This window comes from Microbulbifer flavimaris (assembly GCF_001641755.2).
GTDB lineage: Bacteria > Pseudomonadota > Gammaproteobacteria > Pseudomonadales > Cellvibrionaceae > Microbulbifer > Microbulbifer flavimaris.
The window spans coordinates 128,733-154,389 of the sequence record NZ_LRFG02000002.1 but is presented as its reverse complement, the minus strand read 5'-3'; the positions used below and the strand labels follow the sequence as shown (position 1 = coordinate 154,389).

24 protein-coding genes are annotated in these 25,657 nt (G+C 60.2%); 11 read left to right on the top strand and 13 right to left on the bottom strand.

Annotation, left to right across the window (positions count from 1 at the left end; all coding sequences use genetic code 11):
* The first annotated feature begins 179 nt into the window (after positions 1-179).
* The 4 genes from AWR36_RS05520 to AWR36_RS05505 all read left to right on the top strand — a co-directional run bounded on the left by AWR36_RS05520 (position 180) and on the right by AWR36_RS05505 (position 4,740).
* The gene (locus tag AWR36_RS05520; protein ID WP_231745261.1) at positions 180-1,328 is read left to right on the top strand and encodes a phospholipase A; all 1,149 of its coding nucleotides are present in this window, start codon (positions 180-182) and stop codon (positions 1,326-1,328) included.
* A gap of 51 nt (positions 1,329-1,379) precedes the next feature.
* A complete protein-coding gene (locus AWR36_RS05515; protein ID WP_067082270.1) occupies positions 1,380-1,784 on the top strand; it encodes an NUDIX hydrolase in 405 nt (134 codons plus the stop codon).
* A 167-nt stretch (positions 1,785-1,951) separates the two neighbouring features.
* The gene (locus AWR36_RS05510; RefSeq protein ID WP_082679424.1) at positions 1,952-3,994 is read left to right on the top strand and encodes an aminotransferase class I/II-fold pyridoxal phosphate-dependent enzyme; all 2,043 of its coding nucleotides are present in this window, start codon (positions 1,952-1,954) and stop codon (positions 3,992-3,994) included.
* 5 nt (positions 3,995-3,999) lie between these two features.
* Positions 4,000-4,740, top strand: coding sequence for an SDR family NAD(P)-dependent oxidoreductase (locus AWR36_RS05505; RefSeq protein ID WP_067083931.1), 741 nt, complete (start codon positions 4,000-4,002; stop codon positions 4,738-4,740).
* Between the two features lie 26 nt (positions 4,741-4,766).
* On the opposite strand, the gene AWR36_RS05500 is transcribed toward AWR36_RS05505, so the two are convergent.
* The 5 genes from AWR36_RS05500 to leuS form a co-directional block, all read right to left on the bottom strand.
* Complete coding sequence (locus AWR36_RS05500; protein WP_096866619.1) at positions 4,767-6,428, bottom strand: acyl-CoA dehydrogenase family protein; 1,662 nt, start codon at positions 6,426-6,428, stop codon at positions 4,767-4,769.
* Positions 6,429-6,617: 189 nt separating this feature from the next.
* Complete coding sequence (gene holA / locus AWR36_RS05495) at positions 6,618-7,619, bottom strand: DNA polymerase III subunit delta (RefSeq protein ID WP_067082266.1); 1,002 nt, start codon at positions 7,617-7,619, stop codon at positions 6,618-6,620.
* A 13-nt stretch (positions 7,620-7,632) separates the two neighbouring features.
* Positions 7,633-8,160, bottom strand: coding sequence for an LPS-assembly lipoprotein LptE (locus tag AWR36_RS05490; protein WP_067082263.1), 528 nt, complete (start codon positions 8,158-8,160; stop codon positions 7,633-7,635).
* The gene (locus AWR36_RS05485) at positions 8,157-8,636 is read right to left on the bottom strand and encodes a hypothetical protein (protein WP_067082260.1); all 480 of its coding nucleotides are present in this window, start codon (positions 8,634-8,636) and stop codon (positions 8,157-8,159) included. Before AWR36_RS05485 ends, AWR36_RS05490 begins: the two co-directional genes overlap by 4 nt.
* Before the next feature lie 55 nt (positions 8,637-8,691).
* Positions 8,692-11,289 (bottom strand): leucine--tRNA ligase, encoded by a 2,598-nt coding sequence (gene leuS, locus AWR36_RS05480; protein WP_067082256.1) that lies wholly within the window; start codon positions 11,287-11,289, stop codon positions 8,692-8,694.
* Positions 11,290-11,380: 91 nt separating this feature from the next.
* Between leuS and AWR36_RS05475 the strand changes: the two genes are divergently transcribed.
* The 3 genes from AWR36_RS05475 to AWR36_RS05465 all read left to right on the top strand — a co-directional run bounded on the left by AWR36_RS05475 (position 11,381) and on the right by AWR36_RS05465 (position 13,209).
* Positions 11,381-11,830 (top strand): zinc ribbon-containing protein, encoded by a 450-nt coding sequence (locus AWR36_RS05475; RefSeq protein ID WP_067083929.1) that lies wholly within the window; start codon positions 11,381-11,383, stop codon positions 11,828-11,830.
* Positions 11,830-12,609 carry a YdcF family protein gene (locus AWR36_RS05470; protein ID WP_082679423.1) on the top strand — a complete coding sequence of 260 codons (780 nt, stop codon included), beginning with the start codon at positions 11,830-11,832 and terminating at the stop codon, positions 12,607-12,609. The genes AWR36_RS05475 and AWR36_RS05470 overlap by 1 nt, the downstream gene beginning before the upstream one ends.
* A 225-nt stretch (positions 12,610-12,834) precedes the next feature.
* Positions 12,835-13,209 (top strand): hypothetical protein, encoded by a 375-nt coding sequence (locus AWR36_RS05465; RefSeq protein WP_067082252.1) that lies wholly within the window; start codon positions 12,835-12,837, stop codon positions 13,207-13,209.
* A gap of 72 nt (positions 13,210-13,281) precedes the next feature.
* Here the strand turns inward: AWR36_RS05465 and AWR36_RS05460 are convergent, their stop codons facing one another.
* Positions 13,282-14,196, bottom strand: coding sequence for a TIGR01777 family oxidoreductase (locus AWR36_RS05460; RefSeq protein WP_067082249.1), 915 nt, complete (start codon positions 14,194-14,196; stop codon positions 13,282-13,284).
* A gap of 412 nt (positions 14,197-14,608) precedes the next feature.
* Between AWR36_RS05460 and AWR36_RS05455 the strand changes: the two genes are divergently transcribed.
* The gene (locus AWR36_RS05455; RefSeq protein WP_176491101.1) at positions 14,609-15,040 is read left to right on the top strand and encodes an acyloxyacyl hydrolase; all 432 of its coding nucleotides are present in this window, start codon (positions 14,609-14,611) and stop codon (positions 15,038-15,040) included.
* A 28-nt stretch (positions 15,041-15,068) separates the two neighbouring features.
* Here the strand turns inward: AWR36_RS05455 and lnt are convergent, their stop codons facing one another.
* The 5 genes from lnt to miaB all read right to left on the bottom strand — a co-directional run bounded on the left by lnt (position 15,069) and on the right by miaB (position 20,739).
* Positions 15,069-16,646 carry an apolipoprotein N-acyltransferase gene (gene lnt / locus AWR36_RS05450; protein ID WP_067082243.1) on the bottom strand — a complete coding sequence of 526 codons (1,578 nt, stop codon included), beginning with the start codon at positions 16,644-16,646 and terminating at the stop codon, positions 15,069-15,071.
* 54 nt (positions 16,647-16,700) lie between these two features.
* A complete protein-coding gene (locus AWR36_RS05445; RefSeq protein ID WP_231745260.1) occupies positions 16,701-17,585 on the bottom strand; it encodes an HlyC/CorC family transporter in 885 nt (294 codons plus the stop codon).
* A gap of 56 nt (positions 17,586-17,641) precedes the next feature.
* Positions 17,642-18,127 carry an rRNA maturation RNase YbeY gene (ybeY, locus tag AWR36_RS05440; protein ID WP_067082241.1) on the bottom strand — a complete coding sequence of 162 codons (486 nt, stop codon included), beginning with the start codon at positions 18,125-18,127 and terminating at the stop codon, positions 17,642-17,644.
* A 25-nt stretch (positions 18,128-18,152) separates the two neighbouring features.
* On the bottom strand, positions 18,153-19,175 hold the full coding sequence (locus AWR36_RS05435; protein ID WP_067083923.1) for a PhoH family protein: 1,023 nt from the start codon (positions 19,173-19,175) through the stop codon (positions 18,153-18,155).
* 184 nt (positions 19,176-19,359) lie between these two features.
* Positions 19,360-20,739, bottom strand: a complete 1,380-nt coding sequence (gene miaB / locus AWR36_RS05430) for a tRNA (N6-isopentenyl adenosine(37)-C2)-methylthiotransferase MiaB (RefSeq protein ID WP_067082238.1) — start codon at positions 20,737-20,739, stop codon at positions 19,360-19,362.
* A gap of 200 nt (positions 20,740-20,939) precedes the next feature.
* On the opposite strand from miaB, the gene AWR36_RS05425 reads away from it, so the two are divergent.
* On the top strand, positions 20,940-21,272 hold the full coding sequence (locus tag AWR36_RS05425; protein ID WP_176491099.1) for a DUF1820 family protein: 333 nt from the start codon (positions 20,940-20,942) through the stop codon (positions 21,270-21,272).
* A 124-nt stretch (positions 21,273-21,396) separates the two neighbouring features.
* Here the strand turns inward: AWR36_RS05425 and AWR36_RS05420 are convergent, their stop codons facing one another.
* Positions 21,397-22,044 (bottom strand): CPBP family intramembrane glutamic endopeptidase, encoded by a 648-nt coding sequence (locus tag AWR36_RS05420; RefSeq protein ID WP_067104580.1) that lies wholly within the window; start codon positions 22,042-22,044, stop codon positions 21,397-21,399.
* A gap of 334 nt (positions 22,045-22,378) precedes the next feature.
* On the opposite strand from AWR36_RS05420, the gene AWR36_RS05415 reads away from it, so the two are divergent.
* Positions 22,379-23,752, top strand: a complete 1,374-nt coding sequence (locus tag AWR36_RS05415; RefSeq protein ID WP_067082232.1) for a hypothetical protein — start codon at positions 22,379-22,381, stop codon at positions 23,750-23,752.
* Between the two features lie 29 nt (positions 23,753-23,781).
* A complete protein-coding gene (locus AWR36_RS05410; RefSeq protein ID WP_141398475.1) occupies positions 23,782-24,567 on the top strand; it encodes a hypothetical protein in 786 nt (261 codons plus the stop codon).
* Between the two features lie 381 nt (positions 24,568-24,948).
* Here AWR36_RS05410 and AWR36_RS16065 read toward each other — a convergent pair whose 3' ends face one another.
* Positions 24,949-25,248 (bottom strand): hypothetical protein, encoded by a 300-nt coding sequence (locus AWR36_RS16065; RefSeq protein WP_141398474.1) that lies wholly within the window; start codon positions 25,246-25,248, stop codon positions 24,949-24,951.
* Positions 25,249-25,657: the final 409 nt, after the last annotated feature.

Below are 25,657 nucleotides of genomic sequence, written 5' to 3'. Positions count from 1 at the left end.
GCCAGTGTCTATATCGGTTCGAATAGGGATTCTCCGGTTCAGGCGTTACCCGTGCGCTCGAAACTCCGTGGCCCCTCTCCCATTAGCCTGATTCGCGTTCAAACATTTCCCCCGTCGGAAGCATTCTGGCCTGCCGGGGTGTAAGCTTGGGCCCCCGCAGTGATGCCAGGAGACAAGCTTTGCCACACGGTCGTGCCCCAAGACTTTTCCTCGTCTTGATGTTTTTCGCGCCTCTCGCATTCGCCCGGATTGCGGTCGCACAAGAAGTGCCTGCCGCGATGGAGGGGGAGCCTGCAGAGCCCGATCTCCCTATTGTCAGCTCGCCGGAGGAACTGCCCATTGAGCAGCGGGAGGATAACTGCCTGCGCGAACAGTTGTTGGTGGCGCCCGCCAGTATCACCCTGGAAGAGATGCGCCGCTTCTGCGCCGAGCGGGTGCGGGAGGCGCCCCACGAGCGTGAGCCGCAGCCGCTGTTCGGCACCGTGGCGGAGCCACTGCCAGGAAAGACGGAGACCACCACCGAGCTGGCCACCAGCCAGGCCGCTCAGGCGATCCGCGATGCCGCCAACAACCCCTTTACGCTGGCATCCCACAAGGTCAACTACCTGTTGCCGGTGGTCTATAACCCTGCGCCCAACGAGGCGGGGCTGGAAGATTTCGAGGAGGAAGGCGCCGATATCCACCTCAATGAGATCGAGGTGCAGTTTCAGCTCTCGGTGCAGGTGCCGGTGTGGCGGGGCTTTCTGGGCAAGGCTTCCTTTATGAGCCTCGCCTACACCAACAGGAGCTTCTGGCAGGCCTATAACTCCGATGCCTCCTCCCCTTTTCGCGAGACCAATCACGAACCGGAACTGATCGTGACCTGGCTGAATGACTGGAGTGTGTTCGGGTTTCAGAACGTCGCCAACCAGCTGGCGCTCAACCACCAGTCCAATGGCCGCAGCGAGCCACTCTCGCGGAGCTGGAACCGTGTCTATGCCAATTTCTTCTTCGAGCGGGAAAACATGCTTATCAGCTTCAAGCCCTGGTACCGGATACCGGAGGACAGCGAGGAGGATGACAACCCCGATATCGAGGCCTACCTCGGTTACTTTGAGCTCTCCGGCACTTACAACGCACGCAATAACCACAGCGTTTCCCTGAAGCTGCGCAACAACCTGCGTTCGAACAATCGCGGTGCCTTCGAGCTGCGCTGGGGCTTTCCGATGGGTAACCGGGTTCGCGGCTATGTGAAGTACTTTACCGGTTATGGCGAGAGCCTGATCGATTACGACGAATACGTGAATACCCTTGGAATCGGGTTTGAGCTGGCCAGGGGGGCTCATTAACCTGGCACGCACTGCAGGCGGCAGTGGTGCCAACTAGCGGGGAATTTCGTCATGGGGTTTGAGGACACCTATCGCCTCAGTGCTCACGCGGTCATTACCAATGAGGCGGGCGAGATACTGCAGCTGCGGGCGACTTATGCCGATTGCAGCTGGGGCCTGCCCGGTGGTGCGCTGGACCGCGGCGAGACGGTGCACGAGGCCCTGCTGCGCGAATGCCGGGAAGAGCTGGGCCGGGAAGTGGGGATCGACTACCTGAGTGGTATTTACTATCACCGGGTATACGGTTCCCACGTATTTATCTTTCGCGCCCACTTTGTCGATTCGGGCGTCATCACCCTCTCTGATGAGCACTCTGAGATGGGTTACTTCCCCCTCGATACGCTGTCGCCGGTGCAGCGCCAGCGGGTTGTCGACTGCCTGGAGTTTGACGGTCGCGTCCGCAGCGCCAGGTTCTGAGCCGCCTCTGCTCCCGAGAGGCGTAACGCCGAGGCGGTGACAGAGAAACCCCTGAAAAATCAGCAGCTTGCTTTCTGTTTCAGCAAGCAGTATTACCCATCACCGGGAGCAGAGTGGCGCTTCACGGCTATGCTTTTCAAATAATGTTGTAGATTTTGGAAGGTACCATGCCGGACCTGGGCAACCTGAGAGAGGGGCAACAACCCCTGGAGTGTCATGTGGCCCTGGTCAGTGCCGACCGGCAGCTGAGCCAGGACTGGATCAAGGCTCTCAACAACACCGCCGCCCAGCACGAAAATCCCTTTGGCCTGCGCTTCAGTGCGGTGCTGCCCAGCGCTGCCGAACGGCTGCTGTTGAAAGACGACAAACTGCAGGCCCTGATCGTGGACGCTGGTGTGGAGGCCCCGGGCCTGGCTGCGGCGGAAGAGCTGGCGGATCGCCTGCATCTGGTGCGGGCCCAGCTGAACGTGTTCCTGGTCGCACTCGGTTGCGATATTTCGGTGTCTTTGCGTCAGCGCTTCGACGAACTGTTCGATCGCCGCGAGGGCAACTTCAACCATATGTTCCGCCTGGTGCAGGCGTTTATCGCCAAGCGCGCCTCGACTCCCTTCGCCGATACCCTCAGGGACTACGTATTCAGCGCAAGGGATGCCTGGCATACCCCGGGGCATTCCGGCGGTGACAGTCTGCGCAACAGCCCCTGGGTGGGAGATTTCTACCGTTTTATGGGTGAGCACGTATTCAATACCGATCTTTCGGTATCAGTGCAGGTGCTCGATAGCCTGCTGGAACCCCACTCGGTCATCCAGGCTTCACAGGACTTGGCCGCGCAGACGTTTGGGGCCCGGCAGACGTTTTTCCTGACCAACGGCACCTCCACCGCCAACAAAGTGGTTATTCAGCAAATCCTCGGCGGAGGTGGCAAGATCATCGTCGACCAGGCATGTCACAAGTCGGTCCACCACGCGATTGTCATGAATCGCTGCGAGCCCATTTACCTGAAATGCACCTTACATCCTGACTTCGGTATATACGGACCGGTGCGCCGCGAGGATATCGAGCGTGCTCTGGAGGAGAACCGAGATGCGCGACTGCTGGTTCTCACTTCGTGCACTTACGACGGTTTGCGCTATGACCTGCGCCCAATCATTGAGCGCGCCCATGCGCTGGGCGTCAAGGTGCTGGTGGATGAGGCCTGGTATGCCCACGGCTACTTCCATCCGTTGCTGCGTCCAACCGCCCTGGAGTGCGGTGCTGATTACGTGACCCAGAGTACCCACAAAACCCTTTCGGCATTTTCCCAGGCGAGCATGATCCACGTGCAGGATCCCGATTTTGATGAATTCCGTTTCCGCGAAAACCTCAATATGCACGCCTCCACCAGCCCGCAGTACGCCATGATCGCCAGCCTGGACGTGGCCCGGAAGCAGGCGGCGATGGAAGGCTACGGTCGCCTGGAGCGTTCCCTGCAGATGGTGGAAACCCTGCGCCGGGCGGTGGACCAGACCGGTGTTTTTCGCGCGCTCACCCGCGAGGACCTGATACCGGCGCCACTAACCAGTGATGGCATCCGTCTCGATCCTACCAAGGTCACCATCGATATTTCCGCCAGTGGTTTTACCGGCAAGGAAATGCAGATCAAACTCTTTGACCAGTATGGAATCCAGGTCGAAAAGACTACGTACAACACTGTGAGCGTGCTGGTGACGCTGGGCAGCACCGAGAGCAAGCTGCTGCGCCTCGTACATGCATTCAAGCAGCTCGCGCAGTATCCGCGGCGGCGTCTGCACGCCACTTCCCCGCGGCGGTTGCCAGAGTTCACGCGCCTTAAATGCCTGCCCGCGGATGCCTACTTTGCGGCAACCGAGGAGCTGGCGCTGATGGATAACGGCGTGCAGGCGGAGAAAAACCTGGTAGGGCGCATCAGCGCAGATGAGATAGTGCCCTATCCGCCGGGGATCCCGGTACTGGTGCCGGGGCAGGAGATTTCTGCGCAGATCATTCAGTTCCTGCAGCAGCTACTGCAGGGGCAGAATGCCACTGAGATTCACGGGCTGATCTTTCGTTCCGATGAACCCATGTTGCGGGTGGTGCGTGAACAGTCGGTGCAGCCCGGGCAGCGCGAGCACGAGGAAGGAAAGCAGCCTGGTAAAGCAGTAAAAGTCGCCGGTGAATATCCCGAGGAAACAGACCAGAAAAAGGCGGTTTGACCGAGATGGCAGTAGTTGATCAACCTGAGCGGGTTCTTATCGCAGGCGCCAGTGGCGGTATCGCCGCGGCGCTGGGTTCTGAAATTTCGCAGCGCTTTCCCGACGCGGAATTACTGACCGTCAGTCGCCGCGGTGAGGCGCCAGAGGGTTTTACCGCTGCGTATCATTTACAGGCCGATCTCACCGATGCCGGTTCGGTCACGCAGGTGGCTGAATTTATCGCAGAAAAAGGAGCGCCGCCGGATTGGGTCATCTGTTGTTGTGGCATTCTGCATACCGATGATCACGGGCCGGAAAAGGCGCTCGACCAGTGCGAAGACGCCTGGTTGCTGGAATCCATGCGCATCAACGTCATCACCCATATGCATCTTGCCCGCGCACTGTCGCCGGCGCTGAAACCGAGCCATCCGCTGGTGTGGGCATCGCTGTCGGCGAAGGTGGGCAGTATCGGTGACAACAATCTGGGCGGCTGGTACAGCTATCGGATGAGCAAGGCGGCGCTCAATATGTTTGTCCGCAATCTCTCGATCGAGTGGGGGCGCAGGCTGGATCACTGCTGCGTGGTGGCAGTGCACCCGGGCACCACGGATACCGAGCTCTCAAAACCCTTCCAGAAAAATATTCGCGAAGACAAGCTGTACAGCGCTGCGACCAGCGCCGAGCGCATTGTGGATGTGCTGGCAGGGCTGGATGAAAAGCGCAATGGCAAACTACTGTTCTGGGACGGCGAGGTGCTGCCCTGGTAGGGGGCAGGCTCTACCCGACGGTTTGCTCAGTATCCGCAGTGTGGGTTGCCTCGCTCGATGATCATTTTCACATCCAGTCCCGTTGGCAGGGTGCCGGTACTATGGGCGCCGGAGGCCCCGAGCCGTGAAGCGATAAAAGCCTCGGCCACGGCACTGTCGCCGCCCTGTACCAGCAAGTGGGCCTGCATGGTCAGGGCCAGCTGATCCACCAGGTGGCGGGCCCGATATTGCAGTTGATCGGAATCTGCCAGCTGATTCTTGAGTCGGTGTACGCACCGGTCCAGCAGCTGGTCAGCGCCAGCGCTCTGTTCCAGCTCTGCATACCAGGCCTGTAGAACCGACGGTGTTTTGCCCAGCGCTCGCAACACATCCAAAGCCTGGATATTGCCGGAGCCCTCCCAGATGGCGTTAATGGGGGCATCGCGATAGAGGCGCGCGGTGATGAAATTCTCCACCACGCCGTTACCCCCCAGGCATTCCATGGCTTCGTAGGCGTGGTGCGGTGTGCGCTTGCAGATCCAGTACTTGCCCACCGCGGTGCCGAGACGCATCACCAGCTGCTGCGCCTCTTCTTCCAGGTGGTCCAGTGCCTGCGCCATACGCATGGTGATGGCCACGGAGCCCTCGACCTCGAGTTGCAGATCGGCAAGCACGTTCTGCATCAGCGGCTGGTCGATCAGGTGCTTGCCGAATGCGTTGCGGTTGGCGGCGTGGTGCATGGCCTGAACCACTGCCTGGCGCTGGCCGCCGGCGGAGCCGATCATACAGTCGAAGCGGGTCGCGGCCACCATCTCGATGATGGCGTTTACCCCGCGTCCCTCTTCACCCACCAGCCAGCCCAGGGCACTGCGAAGCTCGATTTCCGACGAGGCATTGGAGACATTGCCGGCCTTGTTTTTCAGCCGCTGTACCTGAATCGGGTTCTTGCTACCGTCCGGGCGCCAGCGCGGCACGAGGAAGCAGCTGAGCCCGTTTTCACTCTGTGCCAGCATCAGGAAGGCATCACACATGGGTGCCGAGGTAAACCACTTGTGGCCGGTCAGCTCGTAATCGCCATTTCCCACCGGGCTTGCCGTGGTGGTGTTGGCACGCACATCCGAGCCGCCCTGTTTCTCTGTCATGCCCATACCGATGGTCAGCTGGGCTTTTTCGAAGTGGGGGCGGTTGGACGGGTCGTAGCCGCGGGCAGTGATTTTCGGCAGCCACTCATCCGCCAGTTGCGGCGCCAGGCGAATGGAGGGCACCGAGGCGAAGGTCATGGTCACCGGGCAACCGTGGCCGGCCTCGAGCTGGCAGTGCAAGTAGTACTTGGCCGCCCGGGCGACATGCGCGCCGGGACCGGGATCAGTCCACGGTGCACTGTGCAGCCCCTCCGACAGGGCCAGCTGCATCAACTGGTGATAGGAGGGGTGGTAACGCACCAGATCGATGCGGTTGCCGACCCGGTCATGGCTCTCAAAAAGCGGTTTGAATTCGTTGGCATCGTAGCCACGCTGGATCATCTCCGGGCGGCCGCAGACCTCGCCGTAGCGCTGCAGGTCATCCTCGGCCCAGTGGGCACCATACCGCCGGACGGCATCCCGCAGGGCGTGGTCCGCGGCATACAGGTTATGGCCCGCCAGTGGCGGTGCCTGGTTGAATACCTCATGAGTGCCGGATTGGGCAAAGGGGGGCTGCTGCTCGCTCATTGCGCTCCTCACGGTGGGCCGGGTGTGGCCCATTCAATGTAATCGCCCGGTAGCGATCCGCAAAATGCATTTCCTGACAACCGTCAGGGCATTTCCCGGTCCCGGGACTGCAATGTGAGGTGATGGCGCAGTGCGAAACGATGGAAGGGGTGGGGGGGCCTCGCAGCGAGTGGGGCAGTCTCTACAGAATCAGAGGCTGCGCTTGCCGGAGAGATTGAGAGATAGCTCCAGCAGGCCCGTCCAGGGGTTGAGCTCGCGCCCGCCCTTGATGGCGTTGTCCACTGCGCGGGCACGCAACAGCAGTGCCTCCAGCTGGCGTCGCGACAGCCGCGACAGGGCAGTCTGCACCAGCGGTTGGCGTTTCTGGATACGCACCAGCCGGTTGATCGGCTGGCCCTGGTCCAGTTTTTCACCGATCTCCAGCAGGCTGCGGATCTCCCGTGCCAGGGCCCAGAGCACCACTGGCGCCTCCACGCCCTCGGCGCGCAGCCCGTGCAGGGTTTTTACGGCCGCTTCGGCATCGCCCGCCAGGGCCCGATCAATCAGCCCGAAGACGTCATAACGGGCGGAGCTGGCCACCGCGTCGTTCATGGTGGCGGCGGTGATCAGGTTGTCGCTGCTCAGTAGCTTGAGCTTCTCTATTTCCTGGCTGGCTGCCAGCAGGTTGCCCTCGACGCGTTCAGCGAGAATCTGGATGGCCTCGGGCTCGGCGTCCAGCCCCTCGGCGCGCAGGCGCTGATGAATCCAGCGGGGCATCTCGTTGGCGTCTACGGGCCATACCTGGATCAGCGCACCGCGCTGCTCCAGTGTTTTCATCCACTTGCTGTTCAGTTGGGAGCGGTCCACCTTGGGCAGCACCAGGAGCAGGACCAGGTCCTCACCGCCGATCTGGGCGAATTCCTGCAGGGCCTTGCTGCCCTTGTCCCCGGGCTTGCCGTTGGGCAGGCGCACCTCGATCAGTTTCTTTTCCGCAAACAGGGACATGCTGCCGGCGGATGCGAGCAGCTGCCCCCAGTCGAAGTTGTGCTCCGCATGGAGAAGTTCACGCTCGTTAAAGCCCTGTTTTTTGGCGGCGGCGCGAATGCTGTCACAGCACTCCTGCACCAGCAGCGGCTCGTCCCCGGAGACGATATAAATGGGGGCGAGGCCCTTGTTCAGGCTCTGCGGTAGCTGGCGGGGGTTGAGGCGCATGGGAGAGGCCGCCTCAGTAACTGCGTTCTTCGAGGGTGGCGCCGACATCGATGCGGCGCAGGCGGTCGATGATGCGACCGATCAGCTCGCGGCGCATCTCCTCGCGCAACAGCAATTCTTCCTCACCCTTGCTCACTACCTCGTTGTCATCCCACTCCAGCGTGCGGTAGACATCTGCCTCTGCATTGTTGAGCAGCACGCGGCCATTGCTGTCGGCAACACTGTACAGGGCACTGGTGATCAGTTCGTACTCGGCGGCGCGCCCCTTGGCATCCACAGCCACGGTGCGGCGGCGTTCATCCTCTTTGTGGATGGTGAGCACATAGTCGGCGAGTGCCGGCGTTTCCGCCATGGGAATGCCGCCGCTGCGCAGCAGTCGGGTCAGCTCTTCGGCAATATCGGAGCGGGGATCCTCGGCGGTGATGTAGAGCTCGCTGCCGGGAGGGAAGTTTTTGGGGGCGCCGCGCAGGTGCCAGCCACAGCTACTGACCAGAGTTATCGCAATAAAGATGCCCAGTGTACGGGCAAGAATTTTAGTCATTGTTTATTCGAGTAGAAGTTCTTATTGAGTTTGGTCGGGCGCTGGCCGCCGGTTACCGCTGGCAAGCCGGGAGCATCACCGAACACCAGTCTACCGTCGATGATCGAAATGATCTGGTGCACCCGCTCCCCGGCACCGGGCAATGTCATACCGCCACTGCGCAGTTCACCAACATCCAGATCAATTTCCTGGGCTGATTCACCGGCCGCAGTGGTGAAGAGCGCGCCCAGCCGGTAACGCCCGGTGGATACGATCTCCATGCCCATCGGGGCGCTACAGGCCGAGTCAGTGTAAAAGTTGCTGGTAGCCCTGTATTCCCCCGCCTCGGTAAAGCGGCTGATAACCTGCAGGTAGCGACCGGAGGCTTTCTTGCATTGGCTCTGCCACTGTCCGACCAGTTGATTGGACAGGCTCTTGGCGTGAACAGTGCCGGTGGCCAGCAGGCTGGCCACGGCGATTGCAATCAGTTTGTACAAGGCGGGTCTCCCGGAAACCAGGGTTACCTGGCGGCTGAGTTAGTTGGCGCCAGAGTTACTTGGCAACAACGTTGACCAGCTTGCCCGGGACCACAATCACCTTGCGCACGGTCGCGTCACCAATGAACTTCTGAACGTTGTCATTCGACAGTGCCAGCTGCTCCAGAGTTTCCTTGTCGGCATCCGCCGGGACTTCGAGTTTGGCCCGCACCTTGCCGTTGACCTGTACCACCAGGGTGATGCTGGAGCGTACCAGGGCTTTTTCATCCACCTGCGGCCACGGGGCATCCACCAGCGCGGTCTCGTTACCCAGCGCCTGCCACAGCTGGTGGCCGATATGCGGGGTGACGGGTGCCAGCAGCTGGACGGCGGCTTCCAGGGCCTCGCGCTCTACCGCGAGACCCTGCTCGCTGTCACGCTCCGCCAGCTTGCCCACCTCGTTCAACAGCTCCATCACTGCTGCAACAGCGGTGTTGAAAGTCTGGCGGCGGCCGTAATCATCGCTGACCTTCTGGATGGTCTCATGAGTCTTGCGGCGCAGTTGCTGCTGCTTGTCACTTAGGCTGCCCGCATCGATAGTGGCGGAGGTGCTACCGGTCGCGAGGTGGCCTTGCACGGTCTTCCACAGCTTGCGCAGGAAGCGGCTGGCGCCCTCCACACCGGCATCGTGCCACTCGAGGGTCTGCTCGGGCGGCGCGGCGAACATGGTGAACAGGCGCACGGTGTCGGCACCGTACTCCTCGACCGCAGCGTGCGGGTCGATACCGTTATTTTTGGACTTGGACATCTTGACGACGCCGCCGGCGATGACTTCCTCACCGGTGGCGCGCTCGACGGCGCGAATGGCCTTGCCTTTCTCGTCGCGCTCGACATCCACATCGGCGGGGTTGATCCAGGTCTTGTGGCCGTCCTTCTCCTTGTAGAAAGACTCCGCCAGCACCATGCCCTGGCACAGCAGCTGCTTGAAGGGCTCGTCGCTATCTACCAGGCCCTCGTCACGCATCAGCTTGTGGAAGAAGCGCGCATAGAGCAGGTGCAGGATGGCGTGTTCGATACCGCCCACATATTGGTCCACCGGCAGCCAGTAGTTGGCCCGATCCGGATCCAGCATGCCCTGCTCGAAGTCGGGGCAGGTGTAGCGGGCGTAGTACCAGCTGGACTCCATGAATGTGTCGAAGGTGTCAGTCTCGCGCTCGACGGGCTCGCCGTTGAGGTCGTCCTTACGCCACTCCGGGTCTGCCTTGATCGGTGATTGCACACCGTCCAGCTCCACATCCTCCGGCAGCAGGATCGGCAGCTTGTCCGCCGGAACCGGGATCTCGCCGCCATCGGGCAGGTTGAACATGGGGATCGGTGCGCCCCAGTAGCGCTGGCGGGACACGCCCCAGTCGCGCAGGCGGTAGTTGGTGGTCACGCGGCCCTTGCCGGCGGCAGAGAGGGCATCGGCGATGGCGTTGAAGGCGGCCTCGAAGTCCAGTCCGTCGAAACCACCGGAGTTCACCAACACGCCCTTGTCGACGAAGGCCTCTGTGTCGAGGTCGATGGTTTCGTCACCGGCCGGGGCCACAACCTGCTGGATCGGCAGGTCGTATTTGCGGGCAAATTCCCAGTCGCGCTGATCGTGGGCCGGCACCGCCATCACACAGCCGGTGCCGTAATCCATCAGCACGTAGTTGGCGACCCACACCGGCACTTCCTCGCCGGTGATCGGGTGTACCGCCTTGATACCGGTGTCCATGCCGCGCTTTTCCATGGTGGCCATGTCGGCCTCGGACAGGGACTGCTTCTTGCACTCCTCGATAAAGGTCTTCAGTTCGGCATTGTTCTCTGCCAGTTCCAGCGCAATCGGGTGCTCGGCGGCGATGGACACATAAGTGACACCCATCAGGGTGTCAGGGCGGGTGGTGTACACGTCGAAGTGGTCCACGCCGGCGATGGTGTGGGGCAGGGCAAAGCTCAGCTCCACGCCCTTGCTCTTGCCGATCCAGTTGCGCTGCATGGTGCGCACCTGCTCCGGCCAGTCGGGCAGCTTGTCCAGGTCGTTGAGCAGTTCCTCGGCGTAGTCCGTGATCTTGATAAACCACTGGGCCAGCTCGCGGCGCTCCACGGTGGTGCCGCAGCGCCAGCAGGCACCGTCCTCGACCTGTTCGTTGGCCAGCACGGTGGCATCGTGGGGGCACCAGTTCACCGCCGAGTTCTTCTTGTACACCAGGCCCTTCTCGTACAGGCGGGTGAAGAACCACTGTTCCCAGCGGTAGTAGGACGGCTGGCAGGTAGCCAGCTCGCGGGACCAGTCGAAGCCGAAGCCCAGCGCTTTCAGCTGGCCTTTCATGTAATCGATGTTGGCATAGGTCCACTTGGCCGGGGCGGTCTTGTTCTGGATCGCTGCGTTCTCCGCCGGCAGGCCGAAGGCGTCCCAGCCCATGGGGTGCAGCACATTCTTGCCCTGCATGCGCTGGAAGCGGGAGATCACGTCCGTGATGGTGTAGTTGCGCACATGCCCCATGTGCAGCTTGCCGCTGGGGTAGGGGAACATGGACAGGCAGTAGAATTTTTCCTTGCTGGTGTCCTCCGTGACCTCAAAGCTCTTCTGCTCCTCCCAGAACTCCTGGGCGGCGGCTTCGACTGCGGAGGGGTTGTACTGCTCTTCCATCGGCGGGAACCTATACTCTGTGACTCAATTCGTAGTGGGAATTCCAGTCCTATTCGTACACTGGAAAGCGCGGAATTATATGAGGGATGCCATGACGAAGGAACCGAAGTTGCCCCCTGAGGAGGATCTGGCGGAAGAACTGCGCCAGGATCTGGAAAATCTGGTCGAGGGTGAGCTGGCTGTAGAGGAACTCACGGCCAATAAGATGGCGTTTCTGCGCGCCTGGCTAAAGGACGACCTGCACCGGGCAGCGAAGTACCTGCGCGGCCTTGGTGGTGAGCTGAAAACCACTGAAGAGCGCGCCGGAGAGCTGTTTCTGGATGCCGCAGACCCCACCGAGACTGCCTGGCCCAAGCTGATGCGCTGTATCCGGGCCGGAGAGCCCTGGGCCCTGGCCGGCGAAACCGTGGGTGCGGGGGAGGAATTGCAGTGCCTGGGCTGCGGTTACCGCGCCCTTCCCCCCGAGAACACCCAGATCACCCCCTGCCATCGCTGCGGGTACGGTGTCTTTCGCCAGATTACCGGTGGTCTCGAGCGCTGATGGAATCCCAGGCTGCCCTGACCACCCTGGTGATGCCGCCACTGGCACCGTTGCTGGGGCTATTGCTGGCTCTTGTGCTGTGGCTGCTGCCCTCTTCGACGGTTTTCGCAAAACTGTCACTACCGCTGGCTATTCTCTCTGTCGCGACCCTGTGGATTTCGGCGACACCGACCTTTTCCTACTGGCTCGGTAAGCAGGTGGGGCAGGCGCCGCCCCAGGCCGAGGCCGTGCCCCAGGCTGTGGTGGTGTTGGGCGCAGGTCGTTACCGGGATGAGAAGAGTGGTAACGAACGGCTCTCTGCCACCAGTCTCGAGCGGTTGATGTGGGCTGTGGACAAGGGCCCCGGCCAGCTGCCGGTGCTGGTCAGCGGCGGACGTGTTTATGCCGGTGAACGGGACTCGGAGGCCCAATTGATGGCGGCCGTGATGAAGGAGCGCCTGCAGAGGCCAGTGACTTGGCAAGAGAATTGCAGCCGTACCACGGCCGAGAACGCGGTCAACAGTGCGGCGATCCTTCATGACTCCGGTGTTGAAAGCATTGTGCTGGTCACCCACTGGTGGCATATGCCGCGGGCGGCCCGGGTTTTTGCCCGCGCCGGCCTGCAGGTACAGCCACTTGCGGTGGGGGCGCCCGGCGAGCTGCTTCCCCGCGCCCAGAGCGGGTTGTTGAGCTGGCTGCCGACGGCTTCTGCCATGCTGCGTACTCAGGTTTACTGGCGCGAGTTGCTTGGTCAGTGGTGGTATTACTGGAGGCCTCTGCCGCCAGAACATAAATGTTGAGGAACTAATGCCCCTGTCCGTCTTCTCAAGGCTAGAGGCTCGGGCAGGCTGCGAAACTGGCGTCAAAAGACAGAATTTGGCCGCCGGTTCCGGTCACGATAATGCCTTGTAGGGTCCTGATTCCGGGGCCAAAGATGTGAAGCCCACAGTGGCGTTCGTTGGTTGAAAAGCAATGGAGCAGTGGCTGTGGAGAGCAACCATAAGAATAAAAGAGGTACCGCTGAAATGATGGCAATTCCAGCGTCTTTTTCTCCCCTTCAGTTACACAATCGCCTGAATCGTCTGGTGGAGGTTGGCTTCCGCCGGGTGCGCCGTGGTGGCCGCGATCTGGTGTTTCTCACCGCCGGTAGTGAGGCGGGTGGTCTGGTCCGCAAGAACTTCGAGACCTTTGCCGGGCAGATTGTGCGGGAATTCCGCATCGATCCCGTGGAGGCTGATTTCATCGAGCTGCGTATAGAGGCGGGAGAACCCCGTTGGTACCGCTGGCATGCGCAGTGGGTCGGCTCTGCACCGATGGAGTGCGCTGCAGAGGCAGTGGAGGGAGAATCCGGCCGCCGCTACCTCACGCAGGCCCTGGAGGCCAGTGAAGAGGCGGCCTGACCGTCTGTCGGTCGCTCTTGGGCTCCCCGCTCAATAAAGAGCCCGGAACAGGGGCTCCCCGCTCATGTTGACTCAGGCCTGGGCTTTGCGGGGCTGGCGGTTGTCCAGCAAGTCCGCGAGCGCGGCCTCGAGTGTGGGGAAGCGGAAGGTGTAACCGGTATCCAGTGCTGTGCGCGGCTCCATGCGCTGGCTTGCCAGCAGCAGCTCCTCCGCCATTTCACCGAACATCAATTTCAGCGCCCAGCCCGGAGTGCGTACCAGGCAGGGCCGATGCAGTTGCTTGGCCAGCAGCCGGGCGAAGCTGTTATTGGTTACTGCCTCGGGTGCGCAGGCGTTGAATGGCAGGCATACGTGCCGGTCGATGGCGTGCAGCATCAGCCCGACGATATCGTCCTCGTGAATCCAGCTCATCCACTGTTCGCCCGATCCCATTGGCCCGCCGGCGCCGAGCCGGAACGGGGGCAGCATCTGGGTGAGTGCGCCACCGCGGGTCGAGAGGACGATTCCCGTGCGCATGATGCCCACACAAATCCCCGCCTGCTGCAGGGGCATGGTGGCCGCCTCCCAGTCACGGCAGAGTTCGGCGGAAAAACCGCCTCCCGGCGGGTTGCTTTCCTTCAGCAGGTCGCCGCCTCTGTCACCGTAATAGCCCACTGCGGAACCGGACAGGACGAAACGCGGGCGTTGCGTTAGTGACAGGCACCAGCGCACCAGCAATTCTGTGGTATCGATACGGGAGTTGCGGATTTCTTCGCGGCGCTTCTCTGTCCAGCGGTGGTTAATGGGTTCACCGGCCAGGTTAACCACCACATCCACCGGTTCCTCTACCTGGTGCAGTTCGGCCACACCGGTGGCAGTCTCGCCGCACAGTTCCCTGACTTTATCCGGTTGTCTGCTCAGCACTGTCACGGTATTGCCGCGAGCAAGCCACTGCTGGCAAAAGTGCCGGCCGATCAAGCCGGTGCCGCCGGTAATTAAACAATGCATAGAGTGGGCATCCGTGCCTTTTGTCATTTATTGGTCAGCATAATAGCAGTCAGTAGCGTGATTCACTGTGCCCCTTGGGCTCTTCAGGCAATTTATGCGCAGTGTAAGCCAATCGCCTGAGGCGCTGGTGGCTTTAGGCGCCCGCTTGTTTCTCTGCTCTCTTGTTCCTGTGCACTCTTGTTCCTCTGCTCCCTTGTCGCACCGGCAAGTATGAGGAACCTGATCGCAATGCTTGTTGCCAGCGGCTTCTGCGTTGCGTGGGCGCCTAAAGCGGGGTGCTTCTATACTGCGATTGATCTGTGGCCAACGGATGTGGCCCATCACCTGCGCGGTAGAGGTATACAGGATGTTGAGCAGGGCCTTGGCGGTAGCAGCGAGGTTTTTTGGGGTTCAGTTAATTTTTGTTGCCGCCGTGTCATTTGCAGCTGCAGATGTCTCGGCAGAGGAGAGTCGTCAAAATATTGTCTCGGTCGGCCTCGGCCAGGCACTGTTTAACGGCGATATGACGGCAGCAGAATTGTCTTACCGGCACCGACGATGGGAGTTCGGCGGAGTCATTCTCGGTCAGGGGGATACGGCTGAGGGGGAGCAGGAACGGCTCGGCTACGCTGCCTCCATTACCCGTGTGCTGCGCCCGGGCTGGGAGTGGTGCCGCGGCAGCGTCTACGGCCGTGTGGGTGTTTCCTACGTCGACGGCTCACCTCTGGTCAGCCATTTCAATTTCAGGACCGGCTTCGGAATCGACTTCAGGGCTTTTTCCCTGGAGTACCAACATTTCTCCAGTGCCAGCCTGACCCGCCTCAATACCGGTATCGACGTTATACAGTTCCGAATTCCCTTTTAAATCCGGTTTTCGGCCAGGCGGCTCGGGCTCAATTGCCTTCGGCCGCCTCGCTGGCAAGCACCGGCTCCCCGGCCGCGCCGCGTGTGCGCTGGAGCAGCAGGGCTGCGGCGAGCATGACGGCTGCTAGAGCCAGCATTCCCCAGATTCCCAGCAACATGAAGGGCGTAGCGCCACTCTTCGCTCTGATCTTGCCGGTCATGGTGGCCTGCTCGAACTGGGGCAGGCGCTCGACAATGTGCCCGCGCGGGTCGACGATGGCGGTCACTCCGGTATTGGTGGCCCGCACCAGATAACGTCCGGTCTCGAGAGCACGCATCTGTGCCATCTGCATATGTTGCAGGGGCCCGATGGAGGCGCCGAACCAGGCATCGTTGCTGATGGTCAGCAACACTTCCGAGCTCAGGGCGCTCTCCGACACCAGCGCCGGATAAACGATTTCATAGCAGATCAGTGGTGCCCAGCCGGCACCGGCTGCCAGCAGTGGCTGCTGCTCGTCCGGCCCCGGGCGGATAAAGGAAGTGGGCAGGTCGAAGAACTCGATAGTGCCGCGCAGCCAGTCTTCCAGCGGCACATACTCGCCAAAGGGCACGAGGTGGCGCTTGTGGTACACATGGGGGCTGCGGCCGAATACGGCGGCGGAGTTATGCACCAGCCGCCGCGGGTTCCCGTTCTCGGGCGTTTCGATGCGATCGTAGAGAATGCCGCTGATCAGATCGATGCCGGTCTGCTCGGCATTCCTCTGCAGGGCCTGCATCAGGTTGGGGGCCTGGCTGTATAGCAGCGGCAGGGCGGCCTCCGGCCAGATAATCACATCCACGTTCTGGCTGGCCAGCTGGCGGGTGCCCTCCTGGTAGCGACTGATGGTTTCACCGCGGAATTCCGGCAGCCACTTTTTTTCCTGGGGAATATTGGCCTGCACCAGGCCCACGGCAATCTCTTCGCCCGCTTCCGTCCACGCGGCCTGTGAGAGCAGGGCGCCGGCTGGCCAGGTGAGGGCGGCCGTAATGAGCAGTGCCAGATGGGCTTTCTGCTCGCGCAGCTGCAGTCTGCCCGTCGCCAGCAGCGCGAGGCAGGCAGCGGAGAGGGCCAGCAGCAGGCCGATACCGTAAACGCTCAACACGGGCGCCCAGCCGGCCAGCCAGGTGCCAATGTGGGCGTAACCGGCAAATAACCACGGGAAGCCGGTGAAAATCCAGGTGCGCAACCACTCGCTCAGAAACCACAGGGCGGGGAAGGCGAGGGCGAAACTCAGAGGGTTGCCGGTGAAGCGGCCGATCAACAGAAACGGCACGGCCAGCAGGGCAGCCATGATGGCGACAAAACCGCCGGTCAACAGCAGGCCCAACGCCATGGAGGAGCCGCCAAAATCGGTGATGGAGATGTAAACCCAGGAGCCGCCACTGGCAAACAGGCCCAACCCGAAGCAGAACGCCAGCCAGAATCCGGCACGCTTGCCCAGTCGTCCGGTTTTCGCAGCGTACAGGTTTAGCCAGGCGAACAGGGCCAGCGACAGCAGGCCTGAGGGCCAGAAGTCGAAGGGCGCAAAGGACAGGGTCATCAGGCCGCCGGCGGCGGCACTGGCGAGGGGCAGAAACAGTTTTCGCATGGATCTTGTCTCACTGGTGCCCCGCGCATGCGGGGCATCCGGGCGTCGCGCTGGTTACTCCTCTTCGCGAGGCTGCCGCTGCTGGCGGCTGACCCGCAAAAGGTGTATCTGGCGGTTGTCGGCATAGAGGACCCGGAAGCGGAAATTCCCCAGGTCGGTGACCTCGTCGCGGCCGGGCAGGTGACCAAAAGACTGCATGATCAGTCCGCCGACGGTGTCGAATTCCTCGTCGCTGAGCTCACTCGTAAAGTACTCGTTGAACTCTTCGATGGGGGTGAGGGCCTTCACGATGAAGTCATTGTCACCTACCTTGCGGATGAAGCTGTCCGCTTCTTCCTCGTCGGTCTCGTCTTCGATCTCGCCGACAATTTCCTCGAGGATGTCCTCGATGGTCACCACGCCGGAGACACCACCGTACTCGTCGATGACCACCGCCATGTGGTAGCGGTTTTCACGGAATTCCCGCAGCAGGATGTTGAGGCGCTTGCTCTCGGGAATGATGTTCGCGGGGCGGATAAGGCTCTCGAGCTCGAAGCCCTCGATGCCCTTGAGGATCAGCGGCAGCAGATCCTTGGCCAAGAGGATGCCGCGGATGTCGTCGATGCTTTCGCCGATGACCGGGAAACGCGAGTGGCCGGAGTCGATGATTTTGGGCAGGAATTCTTCCGGCGTGTCCTGAAGACTGACAACCACCATCTGCGAGCGGGGAATCATGATCTCCCGCACCTGCTGGCTGGATACGTCGAGTGCGCCTTCGATGATGGAAAGGGCCTCGGCGTCGACCAGCTTGTTGTCTGCGGCATCCTTGATGATGTCGAGCAGCTCGTCGCGGGACTTGGGTTCAGCGGAAAAGGCGCCGAACAGTTTTTCCAGCCAGTTCTTCTCCCCCGATCGGGGCTTGCCGGAAGACTGGCTACTTGGGGGTTCGTCTGTGGTCATGGATGTGGCCATGCTCCGGTTTCTCTCGTCGTGTCTCAATAGCGCCTTGCCGGCGATCAGGCCCCGGGGGCCTCAGTCGGTTGACCTGCGGCCTGGTAGGGGTCGGCAATACCGAGCCCGGCCAGCACCTTCACTTCCAGGCTTTCCATAATCTCCGCCTCGGCATCCTCGATATGGTCGTAACCCAGAAGGTGCAGTGTGCCATGGACCACCATGTGTGCCCAGTGCGCGGGGGCCGCTTTGTGCTGCTCTGCCGCCTCTGTGGCAACAACCGGTGCACAGATCACAAGATCACCGAGCAGCGGCAGGGCCACAGCCTCGGGCAGGTCCGCCGGGAAGGATAATACATTGGTAGGCTTGTCCTTGCCCCGATAGTCGCGGTTCAGCTGCTGGCTTTCATCCGCATCGACGATCCGTACGGACAGTTCTGCCTCGTTTCGGTGGCCGTTCAGGGCCGCCAGCACCCACTGGCGGATCTGCTCGTCGGTGGGCAGGTCATCGGCACGGCTGGCCCGTTGCACATCCAGGTGAAGGTCTACCATGGGTGGATTGCGGGAAGCGCGGCCCTCAGGCCGCGTCTTCACTCCGCTTGTCGGCGGCTTCGCGGGCCGCCTCGTGGATGTCGTAAGCCTCTACGATGCGCTGCACCAGCGGGTGGCGCACCACATCCTTGGCGCCGAAGTGCGTAAAGCTGATACCGTTGACCTTGCCCAGAACCTCAATGGCGTGGCGCAGGCCGGAGGCCTGACCGCGGGGCAGGTCGATCTGGCTCGGGTCACCGGTAATTACCGCCGTGGAGCCGAAGCCGATCCGGGTCAGGAACATCTTCATCTGCTCGCGGGTGGTGTTCTGGCTCTCGTCCAGGATCACAAAGGCATTGTTCAGGGTGCGGCCGCGCATATAGGCGAGCGGTGCTACCTCGATCACATTGCGCTCGATCAGCTTGCCAACGGTCTCGAACCCGAGCATTTCAAACAGGGCGTCGTACAGCGGGCGCAGGTACGGGTCGACCTTCTGGCTCAGATCGCCGGGCAGAAAGCCCAGTTTCTCGCCGGCCTCTACCGCCGGTCGTACCAGCAGGATGCGTTCCACCTCATCCTTCAGCAGTGCCTCCACGGCGCAGGCCACGGCCAGGTAGGTTTTACCGGTACCGGCGGGGCCGATGCCGAAGTTGATATCGTTGGTCTGCACCGCGCGCACGTACTTGCGCTGGTTCAGCCCCCGCGGGCGCACGGAGCACTTTTTGGTGCGGATCAATACGACCTCGTCCGCATCGCTGCCGCTCTCGGCGTCACTCTTTTCCATCAGCTCTTCCACGCCGGATTGCTGCAGGGCGAGGTGAATCTCGTCCGGTGTCAGGTGGTCGCGCTTTTCGGTTTCGTCATAAAGGAAATTCAGCAGCTCGCCGGCGGCACGGGCACTCTTGGGCTCGCCGTAAAAGGCAAACTGGTTGCCGCGATTGCGTATTTCGATATCGAGTCGCTGTTCTATCTGACGCAGGTGTTCGTCGAACTGGCCGCAGAGATTGGCGAGGCGGCGCGCGTCGTTGGGTTCGAGGGTGATGCTGTGGGCGAGGGTATGTGTTTCCAAATTGGTTTCCGGCACCTTTATCTGGGGGATTCACTGCTAGGGTATACCGATTTTCCCGATAGGGGAAAGGCCACTATACGACCAATACCTTCTAACTAATAAAGCCATTTATAACATGCGGGTATTACAGTTTTGGGGCCATGGCCAGTGGGCCGCCAGCCCCGAAACTGCTCTGGTTGGACCCTCAGAACAGCGGACCATCCAGTTCTGAGTCAACCAGCGTGCCCCGCAGTGAGTTGGGCAGCGCCTCTTCAATCACCACGTCGGCGAACTTGCCGATCAGTGCCATATCGTCGGCACGGAAGTTGACCACACGGTTGTTCTCGGTCCGGCCCTGCAGCTGGCCGGGGTCCTTCTTGGACACGCCCGTGACCAGTACACGTTCGGTGTTGCCCACCATACGGCGGGCGATCTCTGCCGCCTGCTGGTTGATGCGGTGCTGCAGCAGCTGCAGGCGCTGCTTCTTCACTTCCTCCGGCGTTTCATCCGGCAGGTCCGCGGCTGGTGTGCCCGGGCGTGAGGAGTAGATAAAGCTGAAGGAGATATCGAAGCCCACATCCTGGATCAGTTTCATGGTGTCTTCGAAGTCTTTGTCGGTCTCGCCGGGGAAGCCGATGATAAAGTCAGACGACAGGCAGATATCCGGACGAATCTTGCGCAGGCGGCGGATCTTGGACTTATACTCCAGCGCTGTGTGGCCGCGCTTCATGGCCATCAGAATCCGGTCCGAACCGCTCTGTACCGGCAGGTGCAGATGGTTGACCAGTTCCGGTACCTCGGCGTACACATCGATCAGTGCATCGGAGAACTCCACCGGGTGAGAGGTGGTATAGCGGATGCGATCGATCCCGTCGATGGCGGCCACGTAGGTGATCAGCTCGGCGAAATCCACAATCTGGCCGTCGTCACCGGGCGCCCGGTAGGCGTTGACGTTCTGGCCCAGCAGGTTCACCTCGCGCACGCCCTGGTCGGCCAGGTGCGCCACTTCTTCCAGCACGTCCGCCACCGGGCGGCTCACTTCCTCCCCGCGGGTGTAGGGCACCACGCAGAAAGTGCAGTACTTGGAGCAGCCCTCCATGATGGAGACAAACGCGGTGGCGCCGTCGGCCTCCGGCTGGGGCAGGCGGTCGAACTTCTCGATTTCCGGGAAAGTGACGTCCACGACCACGGCGCCGGTATCCTGACGGCGGGTCTCCATCATCTCCGGCAGGCGGTGCAGAGTCTGGGGACCGAAAATCAGGTCCACGTAGGGGGCGCGTTTGGCGATGGCCTCGCCCTCCTGGCTGGCCACACAGCCGCCCACGCCGATCACCAGGCCGGGATTTTTTTCCTTTAGGTGCTTCCAGCGCCCCAGCTGGTGGAATAATTTTTCCTGTGCCTTCTCACGGATAGAACAGGTGTTGACCAGCAGGACGTCCGCATCTTCGGGATCGTCGGTGGGTACCATGGCGTGGGACTCGCCGAGCAGATCGCGCATACGCGCCGAATCGTACTCGTTCATCTGGCAGCCGTGGGTCTTGATGTAGAGCTTTTTCACCCTGTTTTCGATCGGGGTCTCGGACATAACGGGCCTGGTTAAAAACTGGTCAAATCAAAAGGTGGGGCATTATAGCGATCCGGCCCCTCACTGCCTAGACAGCCGCGCCGGCCGGCAGTATTAGGCCGACCACAGCTGTGCTATGCTTCCGCGCTTTTTCCGGCCCCGCTTATCTGCGGAAGTCGAGACTAGTATTCCCAGGGGGCAGGACCCCGTCAGAGACATCTATGGCGAACCCGATCTACAAAGTCATCTTTCACAACCAGAACCAGGTCTACGAGCTCTACGCCCGGGCCATCTACCAGAGCGATATGTACGGTTTTATCGAGGTAGAGGAGTTTGTGTTTGGTGAGAAATCCCAGCTGGTGGTGGACCCCACGGAGGAGAAGCTCAAGACCGAGTTTGCCTCGGTAGCGCGTTCCTACATCCCCATGCACAGCATCGTGCGCATCGATGAAGTGGAGAAAGAGGGCACCGGCAAGATCGTCGAAGTCAAAGGCGACAAGATTGCCAAGTTCCCCTTCCCGACGCCAATGCATCCCCCGCAAGACGGCGAGTGAGTGCGGGCGGCAGGCCTATGCTGCCGCTCTTCCCCTCTGCTGACTCACTCTTCCCTCCTTACATCTGCGACCACCACCTTCCCAGAGCGCGATTATTTTTGAGCGGGCCAACAGCGGGCGTGCCTCAAGCGCTGGCAATCATGCTGCTGTCAAAATGAATCCCCAGCCCCGCGGTAAACAGCCAGCAGCCCCAGAGACTGTGCTCAACCGCCACCAGCAGGGTGGAGCGGGAGCGCATGTACGTGCGCGCGAACAGCAAACCGGCGAAAAACGATCCCACCACGGCGATCCAGTTGGCGAATACCAGGTGGGCGCAGGCAAAACTGGTGGCGCTGAGCAGTGCCCGGCTCTGTTTACTGTGCACCACATTCTTGTACCGGTGGAAAAGGAAGGTGCGGAAGATGAGCTCCTGCGGCCAGGCTGACAGAAGGGGGTACAGCACCAGCAGGGTGAGCCACATCCCGGTGTGTTCCAGTGGCAGGGCAAAAAAGTATTCGGGGGCCAGGAGCCAGCTGGCGACGGTAATGATGACTGCGCCGAGGGCAAAGGTGCGCAGGACCTGGGGCAGGTACTCGTGGAACTTGTCCGTATTCCACAGCCGGAAGCGCTTGAAGCGCGGGTCGAGCAGAAGCAGCGTGAAGCACCAGGCAAGTGCGCATAGCAACAGCGCAATAATGTAGGATGCTGTCTCGGAGCGATAGAAGTACAGGGCGATGGGAATGGCGCCGAAAAGTACAACCAGTTCCAGAATCAGCAGGGTCTTGCGATCCATCAGCGTGGCCGGGTCCAAGAGTATGCCGGACAGTAAGCATAGCTGCCGGACCTGCCGTTCCCTGCCGGGATAGCGATTCCGCGATGGATCACACGCACAAGCCGGCATGTGAGGGGAAAGCGAGCGGCTGTTGCAAAATCAGGCGCGTAATTCATCAGCTAGGGATGCGGTTCATCGCATCCGGGCAATCGCGCTCTCCCACCAGCTATTCTGAAAGGTAAGCAGAATTTTCCGTCAATCGGTCCGGTAGTCATACCGTCGCCGAATTCGTTGAGTTAACGACATTGCGGCAGAGCTGCAACCTAAATGTAGTGGATGTCTTTTAGGTGAAGTCATGAGCACGATTCCGGCAACCAACGCCGCCATTTCCGCCCTCAAGCTCGAGGAACGCGTCGAACGCGACGTCAAAGCGGGTATCCCTGAAGTCGACCGTATCAGCCATACCGAGAGTGAAGAGAGCCTGCGCTCCTACGTCATTCGGGAGATCATCGGACGGGTGCACACCGATCGGCAGGAACAGCTTGATGAGCAGGTGGAAGCCCGCAAAGAGGTGGATATCCGCCAGCTCTACCAGGAAATCACCCATACCGAACGCAGCGTCGGCCAGCAGATTGCCAGCCGTTTTTCCACCATTACCCAGGACCTGAAGCGGGCGGCGAAAGATTTCGCAGCTGTACGCATGGACCTGGAAATCTTCAAGCACCGCAACGGTCTTACGCGGGAAGCCATTTACCGCGAGTCGAAGATCCTCCATTACGCCATCATCTTCTTTATTGTCATCGCCGAGACCGCCCTGAACTCCTTCTTTCTGTCCAAGGGCAGTGAGCTGGGGCTGGTGGGTGGCTTCTTCCAGGCCTTTATCATCGCCCTGGTGAACCTTGGGCTGGCTGCGTTTGCGGCCTTTGCGCTGCGGGGCACCTTCCATCGCAACCCGGCCCGCAAGCTTGTGTCGACCATCCTGTTTGTCGGCGTCGCTATTCTTGCCACTGCATTCGTGCTCGGGGTTGGTCACTACCGGGAGGCATTGGAGTTGAATCCGTTTGTCGCCTCCAAGCTGGCGGTGATGAACCTCTGGGGCGCCCCACTGGGCATCCACGACTTTAATGCCTGGATCATGGTGATTGTCAGCGCTATTGCACTGATCCTGCTCACGGCAAAGTTCTTCGTGGTGGATGATCGCTACCCCGGCTTTACCGCCATGACGCGGCGGGCCAGGGCACTCCAGGAACAATGGGCTCACAGCTGCACAGATGCGGTGGATGAGATCAATGACATTGCCGAGGAGGCCCGCCAGTCCCTCGCGGAGAAGGAAAAGGAAATCCGCTCCCAGTACATCGCCTTCAAGTCCAGTATCGAGCGCAGTGAAGAAATCAGCAGTCACTATGAGGAAGATATCATCAAGGCCCAGGGCTTACTGGATGAACTGGTGCGCTACTACCAGTCCTATTCTGCACGGATGATGAATCGCCGCGCTGCCTACTTCGGTGAGCTGTTGCGCTTCGAGCTCGATACGCTGCCCAAACTCAACACCACTGGTCTGGAGCAGCACAAGACCGACCTGGCTGCCTTCGACAGGATGTTCGCGGAGTTGGAGCGGGCCTATGCCGACGCCATGGCCGGTATCAATCAACAGTGCGAGGAGGCCCAGCGCAAGCTGGAGACACTGGTTGTCGATATCGAACGTGAGAACGGATTGGGTGGCGCGTAATGACCAGGCGGGCAAGATCAAGAACCAGATTGAGAAGGTCGCGCCGCGGCCTGTCCACCGAAGACAGAAAGGGAGTCTTTATCTTCGGTACAGGAGCCGCGTTACTGGTTGCCCTGGGAATTTTCATATTGCAGGTCGTGCGTTCCCCGGACAATGACTACGACCGGGTCAGCCTCTGCAACGAGCACCTGCCGCGCGCTGCCCACCACCTGATGATCATTGATGTCTCCGATGCGCTGTCAGCGCATCAGGCGCACTTCCTGAAAATCCATATTTCCGGCCTGCTCCGGGATGCATCGATCAACGATCGCTTCTCCATCTTTGTGCTGGATGAGCGTTACAGTGGACTCTCGGAGCCGGTGATCGAACTGTGCAAACCACCCTCCGCTGTCGATGCGGATATGCTCACCTCAAACCGGGTCTTTATCGAGCGCCTCTACTCTGAGCGCTTTGCCACGCCGCTGGAGCAGGCGATAGCGTCTGTGGTGACGTCCGGCGAGCAGAAGGAATCACCGATCTATGAGGCGCTGTCCGACGTGGCTGCCCTGCGCAGGATCGACCCCAGAGCCGGGGATGTGCGCCTGACCATTGTCAGCGACATGATCCAGAACTCCCGCGCCGGCTCCGTCTTTGATGCCGGCCCCAAGGCCATCGAGAATCTGCCCCTGGTTAACCTGAGGGGTGTAAGAACCTGGGTATTCTGGCTGGATCGGGAGAAGTACAAGCGCTTTCAGACGGAGGAGCTCGCCAGCAGTTGGGAAGACTACCTGGCTAGTGTTTCTCGGTTTGAGCAGATTGAACGTGTGAGGAATTAGTGTGCTTCCTTCTCGCAACCCTTTTTTGGATTTGCAGCCGGACGGAAAACCGGGTTTTAAATTTACTTTTTTCGCTGAGAACTTTGTTCTTCAAGAAACCACTTTATCCGTGTAAATAAAATACAGCCAACTGTACTTAAGAGCCCCATAGATAAAGCAATCACCATAGATTTTATGTTTTCGGTATCGTAGTGAATGATCTGAATAATGTATTGAGCTATCGTAAAAAGCACAAAAAGAGAAACTAATTTTGCTTTAGTGATACCCTCGCGCAAGATGTGAGGGCCTACGCCTATCACCAATAAGCTTGTGATTATTCCTTGAATCATGAGTTAACCCCTGAGAAATGGCCGCCCTGGGCACTGGGCGGCCAGCAGATCATTAATCAGCCTGAGATGCTACGCCCAAGGCAGCTCCTGTTCCAATAAGTGTTGTCCCGGCAACAGCGCTCACGCCGAATATGCCGACTCCGCTACCGACTAGTGCTCCAGATGCCGCACCGCTTGTAAAGCCGCCCCAGAAGCTTTTGCCATTCATCGCACTACCAGCACCTGATATCGCGCCACCTATAACGGCTGCGGCAATGATTTGTATGATTCCGCCATTTACTTCCTCAAGCTCTTCCTCTGTTAACGGGCGAATGCCGGGTTGCGGCAGGGTATCTGCGCTAGAGTATGTCACTTTCTCCTCCTTATGATGATCAACTTCCAGTTATCAAAGAATCTGCAGCTGTGCAGAGCTGGCCATTAACGGCCCTTTAGACAACCTCTTGCCTGGCAGTGGACCACTAACTAAAACGACTCAATCAGAGGCACTATCCACTTTTCCAGGTAGCGGGTTGTTCCTTCCGTGAAAGGAACTGACGGCGCGCATCAAAGTAAATTGCGCTCCAACCATGTTCCTCACTCCAAATGCTTTTCAAATTACGCCAATTATTGCTAGGCGCGAAACAATGAATCTGTCAGTTCTTTGTTTATGTTTTAATTTTGCTGGTAGTTAAAAATATTTCATTATTCTTTTTTTGTGGTTTTTTATTCTATTAGCTGGTTTGTTGATATGACAAGGTAGGTAAGGGGTTTCTTTCAGCCTT

Bases quoted from the DNA above. Each gene is read 5' to 3' on its own strand.
- AWR36_RS05515 (WP_067082270.1), top strand. From the start codon at position 1,380: ATGGGGTTTGAGGACACCTATCGCCTCAGTGCTCACGCGGTCATTACC.
- AWR36_RS05510 (WP_082679424.1), top strand. From the start codon at position 1,952: ATGCCGGACCTGGGCAACCTGAGAGAGGGGCAACAACCCCTGGAGTGT.
- AWR36_RS05505 (WP_067083931.1), top strand. From the start codon at position 4,000: ATGGCAGTAGTTGATCAACCTGAGCGGGTTCTTATCGCAGGCGCCAGT.
- AWR36_RS05500 (WP_096866619.1), bottom strand. From the start codon at position 6,428: ATGAGCGAGCAGCAGCCCCCCTTTGCCCAATCCGGCACTCATGAGGTA.
- holA (WP_067082266.1), bottom strand. From the start codon at position 7,619: ATGCGCCTCAACCCCCGCCAGCTACCGCAGAGCCTGAACAAGGGCCTC.
- AWR36_RS05490 (WP_067082263.1), bottom strand. From the start codon at position 8,160: ATGACTAAAATTCTTGCCCGTACACTGGGCATCTTTATTGCGATAACT.
- leuS (WP_067082256.1), bottom strand. From the start codon at position 11,289: ATGGAAGAGCAGTACAACCCCTCCGCAGTCGAAGCCGCCGCCCAGGAG.
- AWR36_RS05475 (WP_067083929.1), top strand. From the start codon at position 11,381: ATGACGAAGGAACCGAAGTTGCCCCCTGAGGAGGATCTGGCGGAAGAA.
- AWR36_RS05470 (WP_082679423.1), top strand. From the start codon at position 11,830: ATGGAATCCCAGGCTGCCCTGACCACCCTGGTGATGCCGCCACTGGCA.
- AWR36_RS05465 (WP_067082252.1), top strand. From the start codon at position 12,835: ATGATGGCAATTCCAGCGTCTTTTTCTCCCCTTCAGTTACACAATCGC.
- AWR36_RS05460 (WP_067082249.1), bottom strand. From the start codon at position 14,196: ATGCATTGTTTAATTACCGGCGGCACCGGCTTGATCGGCCGGCACTTT.
- lnt (WP_067082243.1), bottom strand. From the start codon at position 16,646: ATGCGAAAACTGTTTCTGCCCCTCGCCAGTGCCGCCGCCGGCGGCCTG.
- AWR36_RS05445 (WP_231745260.1), bottom strand. From the start codon at position 17,585: ATGACCACAGACGAACCCCCAAGTAGCCAGTCTTCCGGCAAGCCCCGA.
- ybeY (WP_067082241.1), bottom strand. From the start codon at position 18,127: ATGGTAGACCTTCACCTGGATGTGCAACGGGCCAGCCGTGCCGATGAC.
- miaB (WP_067082238.1), bottom strand. From the start codon at position 20,739: ATGTCCGAGACCCCGATCGAAAACAGGGTGAAAAAGCTCTACATCAAG.
- AWR36_RS05425 (WP_176491099.1), top strand. From the start codon at position 20,940: ATGGCGAACCCGATCTACAAAGTCATCTTTCACAACCAGAACCAGGTC.
- AWR36_RS05420 (WP_067104580.1), bottom strand. From the start codon at position 22,044: ATGGATCGCAAGACCCTGCTGATTCTGGAACTGGTTGTACTTTTCGGC.
- AWR36_RS05415 (WP_067082232.1), top strand. From the start codon at position 22,379: ATGAGCACGATTCCGGCAACCAACGCCGCCATTTCCGCCCTCAAGCTC.